This window comes from Arsukibacterium sp. (genome assembly GCF_036735525.1).
In the GTDB taxonomy this organism is placed as follows: domain Bacteria; phylum Pseudomonadota; class Gammaproteobacteria; order Enterobacterales; family Alteromonadaceae; genus Alishewanella.
Window position 1 is genome coordinate 1 of record NZ_DAINOE010000100.1, and the last position, 6,602, is coordinate 6,602.

Genomic DNA, 6,602 nt, shown 5'->3' on the forward strand with positions numbered 1-6,602 from the left:
GCTGCGATCGCGCTATTTAGCAGTTTACTCACATTATCGACCATGCGCTTACAACAGCTTGCCCCTGTTTGGGCTTGTGGCCTGTCCAGACGCTATCTGGTAGCCACAGAGTTGCTTAAGTTACTGTCATTAGCCTTGCTCACGGCACTATTAGCCATTCCTCTGGGATTACTGATCAGTTACTGTTTAGTGGCGGTGATCAATGTGCGTTCTTTTGGTTGGGCGCTGCCTTGGCAGTTTTTTCCGTCGCAATGGTTGCTGTTAACCATGGCTGCACTGGTAAGTGCTTTTTTAGCGGCCATTATTCCGGTGTTAACACTGCAGTTCACCTCGCCCAGTTCGCTGTTAAAAGGGTTTCGTGATGAGCAATAACGTCTTTTTACCTTTATTTTTGGTTTTACTATTGCTTGGGCAGCTTACGCTGTTTGGTTGTAAGCCGGTGCCGCCCAGTGAAGGTTTCGCGGGGCTGGGCGCGACAGCCGATGAATTCGCTCAGGTTGTGCCAGGCAATGTCATCGAGTATCCCGCTGCGCTGGATCAGCATCCTGAGTATCGTATTGAATGGTGGTATGTAACAGCGAATTTGCAGACAGAGTTTGGCGAGCCGCTAGGAATTCAGTGGACGCTGTTTCGCTATGCGGATGCGCCAGCACCGCAGCGCGAAGGATGGGCCAGTCAACAGCGCTGGCTTGGGCATGTAGGGCTAACCCGTGCCAATCATCATTTTTTTGCGGATACCTATGCGCGCGGCGGCATTAATCAAGCGGGGGTCAGCCCAGAGCCATTTAACGCTTGGATCGATAATTGGTCTTTTATTGCGACAGACACGGATGCAACCCATTTTACCTTGCATGCCGACACTGCCGACTTTAGCTATGCGTTAACGTTAAAAAAGCAGGGACCCGCTATTTTGCATGGTGAGCAGGGTGTCAGCGTAAAATCGTCTGCAGGCCAAGCCTCTTATTACCTAAGTTTGCCTTTTCTAGCGGTGTCGGGAGAGATAAAAATAGGGGATGAGCAGTTAGCCGTAACAGGTGACGCCTGGCTGGATCGGGAATGGAGTAGCCAGCCGTTAGCGGCCAATCAGCTGGGATGGGATTGGTTTTCCCTGCATTTAGCGAATGGCGATAAATTGATGTTATTTCGGTTGCGCCACGCAGATGCTGAACATTATTTTTCGGGTACCTACATTCCGGCTGATGGCCGTACTCAGCCATTACAATCACAGCAAATTACTATGCAGCCAATACAACAGCATAGTGTCGCAGGGAAACGAGTCCCCGTAGCATGGCAGTTAACGGTAGCGGATCTCGGTATTGCCATTCAAGCGCGGGCGCTTAATCCTAATGCCTGGATGGGTACGGGTATTGCTTACTGGGAAGGGCCAATTAATTTTACAGGCAGCCACTCGGGCAAAGGGTATTTGGAAATGACCGGGTATTGATAACTGACTGAGCCAGTTAGCATAGATATTTATGAAGTGCGCTGTTTTTTATGCTTTATAATGAAACTTGAGCGTTTTTAGAGCGCAAAGAGCGCTATTTTTGTCCAAATACCGACCAGCCCGTATGTTGGGCTAAGCGCTCAAGCGCGATCGTACCAAGATGACTATTTCCCTGAGGGTCTAATCCGGGAGACCATACGGCAATAGAGGCTCTACCTGGTGCGATGGCTAGAATGCCTCCACCAACACCACTTTTACCTGGTAAGCCTACTCTAAACGCAAACTTGCCAGAGCCATCATAGTGACCTGATCTGTACCAGCAACAGTGGACACTTCACTAAGCACTGTTGCTGGTACAGATCAGGTCTACCCTCCACCTCAATGCCAATCATCACAAATTGACCATTCTCAAAGGTAAAGCTGGGTGATCGGGTGGCTTTAATACTAAACAAGGTGTCATTCCAATGATGAACAGCAGTAACGGTTTCGGTAATGGTACTTCTCATAACAACGCCTTATTTGAAAAATGAAAGGGATGTAATAACAGATAATCAGTGGCTTGATGTATCAGACATAGCTTTTGGCAATGGCCTTTATTTTACTTACGATGGCACGTAAACCGTTGCCTCGGGTTTGGCTGATATGTCGCTCTAGATCAAGCGTTTTTAGATAATGATCAATGTCAAACGCCAAAATAGCTGCCGGTGTTTGATGCTGATAAGCCGCTAAGACAATTGCCACTAAACCATTGACGATAATAGCATCACTGGCGGCCTGAAATGCTAAGACGCCATTTGAAAACTGAGCAGATAACCAGACGCTGCTTTGACAGCCTTTAACTAGCAATGCTTCAGTTTTTAACTGCTCGGGCAAGGCTGTAAGACTTTTACCCAGGTCAATAATGTATTGATAACGCTGTTCCCAATCATCAAAGAAGGCTAAGTCATCCAATATGTTCTGTTGGGTTGGTAACGTCATAAGTTGCTCATTAATTGTGATTCAAGAAAAGTGCCTAGTGGCGTCTTCAGCGTTTAGAAAAGCAGACCCGCCTCAAGCTGTGCTTCTTCACTCATCATGTCGCGAGACCATGGTGGGTCAAATACCAGATTAACCCGCACTGTATTTATATTAGGCACCATGCCAACACGGTGCTCTACATCTCCCAACAGCACCGGCCCCATACCACAAGCTGGCGCAGTTAAGGTCATATCAATCACGACACTGCGGCTGGCCTGATCAATGTTCACCTTGTAAATCAGCCCCAAAGACATCAGGTTGATGGGAATTTCCGGGTCATAAATACTTTCTAATGCTTGATAAACTTGGTCTTTATCTATTTGACCGTTTTTAGGTGTAACAAAATTTAGTATCAATGGATTTCGACCAATCGCATCAGCGTCTGTGCCATCAATACGATACATATTGCCTTGCCATGTGATGGTAAAATTACCGCCCAGCTCTTGCGTTAGGGTGACGAATTCCCCCGCGCTTATTAGCTGCTTTTCACCGTTTGGCACCCTCCTAGCCAGGCAATCACGTTCGATGGCAACGATTTTTTGTTGCATGCTTTCACCTTTTAGACAGAGCTGCCTAAGTTACGTTAAAACTTTCGCCACAACCGCATTCTGCTAAGACATTCGGGTTGTTGAACTTCAATACGCCGTTCAAGCCTTCTTTGACATAATCTATTTCGGTGTTGCGAACCAGATTTAATGCATCTGCAGCAATGCAAAATGTCAGCTGGTCAGTCACTTTCAGCTGGATATCGCCCGTCTTAGGCTCAGTAACCATATCCATAACATAAGCATAACCAGTACAGCCGCTGGTTTTAGTGGCTAGGCGCAACAGTTGCCCTGGCAAGCTTGCCAACTTGCTTTCAAAGTGACGGATTGCATTAGCGGTAAAGGTTAACGGCGCGTTTTCAGCACTTTTGTTTGGGGTGTAAGTTTCTACGTGCATCTCATATCCTCAGGTAAGCATTTGCTTAACTTTGTGTAATGCATTAAAAAACTGGTCAATTTCGTCCATAGTATTGTATAGAGAGAAAGACGTTCTTGCCGTACCAGGTAATCCTAGGCGCTTCATTAGTGGCTGGGCACAGTGCGCACCAGTACGGATAGCAATGCCTTGTTTATCCAAAAGAAATCCAACATCTGTAGGGTGGCAGTCTTTTAGATTAAAACTCATTACACCAATTTTCGTCCCAGCTGTGCCCACCAGCTGCATACCACTAAATTCGCGAGCTAAAGCGGTGGCATGTTGGATCAAGCGCTGTTCATGGGCTTGTAATGCGGTAAGTTCAATGCGGTTAAACCAGTCGATGGCCGCACCCAACCCAATAGCACCGGCTATATTGGGCGTTCCGGCCTCTAGCCGGTTAGGTAATCCGCCCCAGGTGGCAGACTGGTAGCTCACCTCAGCAATCATTTCCCCACCTGTCTGCCACACAGGCCATGCTTGTAATAACTCTGCTTTACCCCAAAGAACGCCAATACCTGTGGGGCCAAAAATTTTATGCCCTGAAAAAGCGTAAAAATCACAACCGATTTCACGTACATTCACGCCACCATGGGCGATACCCTGAGCACCATCAATCAACACTAAAGCATTAACATTTTTTGCCTGAGCAGTAAGTGTTTTTATCGGATTGATGGTGCCAAGTGCATTAGAGACATGAGGCAGTGCGACCAGTTTAGTGTTAGGCGTTAGCAATTTTACAAACATCCCGGTATTTAAGCTGCCATCTTCATAGATCGGGCAAACTTTTAATACTGCACCGCTGCGCAGGCAAGCTTGCTGCCAGGTCACCAAATTGGCATGGTGCTCCATTTCTGTAACCAGTATTTCGTCACCCGGCTTTAGACGTTGCGCCATGCCATTTGCAACAATATTAATCGCTTCGGTAGTGCCTCGCGTCCATAGGACTTCACTGCGATCGTATGCATTTATAAAGTTGGCTACTTTATCTCGGCTTTGCTCGTAGCGGCGGGTTGCTTCATCCGCCAGAGTATGGGCTCCCCGATGCACATTGGCATTACACTGCATATAAAAATCGGTAATGGCATTAATAACCGATAATGGCTTTTGAGTGGTCGCAGCGTTATCAAAATAAATCAGCGGTTTGTTGGCAATTTTCTGCTGTAAAACCGGAAATTCAGCCCGGATAGCGGCCACATCAAATAGGTTTTGGCTTGTGCTCATGTGATGGCTATCTCCTTAAGGCGAGGAAGTAAACCTTGATTTAACCACTGAGCCAGATGCGGATCAGGGAGCTGGTTAATCAGCTCTTGAATAAAACCCACGTTTAGCATCACTAGTGCCTGATCGCGGGCAATACCGCGTGTTTGCATATAGTTAAGCGCTTCTTCTTCAATTTCTGAGACTGTCGCGCCATGTGCACATTGCACGTCATCGGCATAAATTTCTAACTCGGGTTTGGTGTTCACCTGCCCTCGGCGAGATAAAAGCAAATTGCGATTATGCAATGCTGCTTGCGTTTTTTGTGCATTAGGATGGATGTGGATCCGCCCGTTAAACACTGCATTAGCCTTATCGCCGACAATAACGCGTACCAGCTCAGTCGTTTTACCGTGTGCTTTAATATGTTCGGCATTGGTATGTAAATCGTAATGTGTGGATTCACCTAGCAAAGAAATAGCATTAAGTTTGGCATCAGCATGCTCACCATTGTGCAGAATATCGATATCTGTGCGTGATAACGCACTGCCGAAACCTAGCAGGGTACTATTTAGCACAGCGTGTTGATGCAGACAAAAATGGTTACCGCCAAAATGCAGTGCATCGGCAGAAGGCTGGATAAGACGATAATGTTCGAGGTTAGCATGTTCGCTCACTTCGAACTCGGTAAAATTTGTACTTAAGTGCTGACCTTGGCCTTCAATTTGTTCAATGATCTTCACGCTGGCCGCTTGCTGCACCCTAACTAACACCCGTTGATGCGCCTCGTGGCCTGCTGAGTGATGGCTAATAATACGAATCAATGGCTTGATAATGCTTTTAGATGCAACTGAAATAAACAGAATATCATTTGCCAAAGCATCATTGACCAAACCAAACAAATGACGTTTCGGTTTGATTTGGGAAAAAAAACTGGTGGCAATGACGTATTGCAGCCCATCAGCTTTATCTAGCAAGCTGATAGTCAACCCAGCAGGAAGTTGTAAAGCAGTCAGATCTGTTCGCAGTTTCCCATCAACAAAGAGTAAATCTATAGTCTGAACATTCTCAATAGCGGCTACGGTGAGCTCTTGAGTAGAAGGTGTGTGAACCAGTTCTAGATTTTCCAGTACAGATAACGAGGTATATTTCCAATGCTCAGTGCGTCTTCCTGGCCAGGTGGTCTCTTTTAATGACTGAACCGCGCCTTGCCTAAGAGGACTTAAGCTATCAGATTTTGCCTCTGCGCGTGCAACTACCCCTTGAAACCATGGATTCATGCTTTTATCTCCAAGCTAGTTGCTGTGTTGAGAAAAGCATACCCCTCTTTTTCAATTTGCTGCGCTAGCGCCGCAGTGCCGCTTTTCACAATTTTGCCATTTGCCAGAATATGCACAAAATCAGGCTGGATATAATCAAGTAAACGCTGATAGTGAGTAATGATCACAAAGCTACGTGTTGCATTACGTTGGCTATTTACCCCATTGGCCACAACTTGTAATGCATCGACGTCTAACCCAGAGTCCGACTCATCTAAAATGCACAATGAAGGCTCAAGCAAAATCATTTGCATAATTTCATTACGCTTTTTCTCACCACCAGAAAACCCTTCGTTAACGCCACGTTTCAGAAAATCAAGGGGTAGCTGTACTTGCTGGCAGGCAGTCTTAGCGGCTTTAAGAAAATCACTGGCGCTAAGCGGTTCTTGGCGGCGATGCAAACGCATAGCGTTCACGGATTCTTTTAAAAACTCCATATTACTGACACCCGGGATCTCAACTGGGTACTGGAATGCCAAAAAGAGGCCATGACGAGCGCGCTTTTCAATATCCAGCGCTAAGAGATTTTCATCTTTGAAGTGCACTTCACCCTCAGTAACATCATAGCCTTCTCGACCTGATAACACATATCCTAGGGTACTCTTGCCTGCGCCATTTGGCCCCATGATGGCGTGAACTTCACCGGGATTAATGATGAGATC

General features: G+C 46.4%; 9 protein-coding genes and 1 pseudogene. 2 read left to right on the forward strand and 8 right to left on the reverse strand.

Annotated elements, in window-relative coordinates; genetic code table 11:
- Positions 1 to 372 (forward strand): FtsX-like permease family protein (locus tag V7D78_RS14815; protein WP_333609234.1); only part of this gene is annotated, 372 nt, incomplete at its 5' end.
- On the forward strand, positions 362 to 1,444 hold the full coding sequence (locus V7D78_RS14820; RefSeq protein ID WP_333609235.1) for a lipocalin-like domain-containing protein: 1,083 nt from the start codon (positions 362 to 364) through the stop codon (positions 1,442 to 1,444). The genes V7D78_RS14815 and V7D78_RS14820, both read left to right, overlap by 11 nt.
- 94 nt (positions 1,445 to 1,538) lie before the next feature.
- On the opposite strand, the pseudogene V7D78_RS14825 reads toward V7D78_RS14820, so the two are convergent.
- The 8 genes and pseudogenes from V7D78_RS14825 to sufC form a co-directional block, all read right to left on the reverse strand.
- A pseudogene (locus V7D78_RS14825) lies at positions 1,539 to 1,700 on the reverse strand (glutaminase); the annotation flags it as partial.
- Between the two features lie 40 nt (positions 1,701 to 1,740).
- A complete protein-coding gene (locus V7D78_RS14830; RefSeq protein ID WP_333609245.1) occupies positions 1,741 to 1,950 on the reverse strand; it encodes a hypothetical protein in 210 nt (69 codons plus the stop codon).
- Positions 1,951 to 2,011: 61 nt separating this feature from the next.
- Positions 2,012 to 2,422 carry a SufE family protein gene (locus V7D78_RS14835; protein ID WP_333609236.1) on the reverse strand — a complete coding sequence of 137 codons (411 nt, stop codon included), beginning with the start codon at positions 2,420 to 2,422 and terminating at the stop codon, positions 2,012 to 2,014.
- 53 nt (positions 2,423 to 2,475) lie between these two features.
- Positions 2,476 to 3,009, reverse strand: coding sequence for a putative Fe-S cluster assembly protein SufT (gene sufT / locus V7D78_RS14840; protein WP_333609237.1), 534 nt, complete (start codon positions 3,007 to 3,009; stop codon positions 2,476 to 2,478).
- A gap of 25 nt (positions 3,010 to 3,034) precedes the next feature.
- Complete coding sequence (locus tag V7D78_RS14845) at positions 3,035 to 3,403, reverse strand: HesB/IscA family protein (protein ID WP_333609238.1); 369 nt, start codon at positions 3,401 to 3,403, stop codon at positions 3,035 to 3,037.
- 9 nt (positions 3,404 to 3,412) lie between these two features.
- Positions 3,413 to 4,645, reverse strand: coding sequence for an aminotransferase class V-fold PLP-dependent enzyme (locus tag V7D78_RS14850; RefSeq protein ID WP_333609239.1), 1,233 nt, complete (start codon positions 4,643 to 4,645; stop codon positions 3,413 to 3,415).
- Positions 4,642 to 5,901: a Fe-S cluster assembly protein SufD gene (gene sufD / locus V7D78_RS14855; RefSeq protein ID WP_333609240.1), complete on the reverse strand. Its 1,260-nt coding sequence runs from the start codon at positions 5,899 to 5,901 to the stop codon at positions 4,642 to 4,644. The genes V7D78_RS14850 and sufD overlap by 4 nt, the downstream gene beginning before the upstream one ends.
- On the reverse strand, positions 5,898 to 6,602 hold a 705-nt coding region (gene sufC, locus V7D78_RS14860), incomplete at its 5' end, for a Fe-S cluster assembly ATPase SufC (RefSeq protein WP_333609241.1). The genes sufC and sufD, both read right to left, overlap by 4 nt.

Excerpts from the sequence above, each read along its gene's own strand:
- V7D78_RS14845 (WP_333609238.1), bottom strand. The coding sequence starts at position 3,403 with ATGCACGTAGAAACTTACACCCCAAACAAAAGTGCTGAAAACGCGCCG.
- V7D78_RS14835 (WP_333609236.1), bottom strand. The coding sequence starts at position 2,422 with ATGACGTTACCAACCCAACAGAACATATTGGATGACTTAGCCTTCTTT.
- V7D78_RS14830 (WP_333609245.1), bottom strand. The coding sequence starts at position 1,950 with ATGAGAAGTACCATTACCGAAACCGTTACTGCTGTTCATCATTGGAAT.
- V7D78_RS14820 (WP_333609235.1), top strand. The coding sequence starts at position 362 with ATGAGCAATAACGTCTTTTTACCTTTATTTTTGGTTTTACTATTGCTT.
- sufT (WP_333609237.1), bottom strand. The coding sequence starts at position 3,009 with ATGCAACAAAAAATCGTTGCCATCGAACGTGATTGCCTGGCTAGGAGG.
- sufD (WP_333609240.1), bottom strand. The coding sequence starts at position 5,901 with ATGAATCCATGGTTTCAAGGGGTAGTTGCACGCGCAGAGGCAAAATCT.
- V7D78_RS14850 (WP_333609239.1), bottom strand. The coding sequence starts at position 4,645 with ATGAGCACAAGCCAAAACCTATTTGATGTGGCCGCTATCCGGGCTGAA.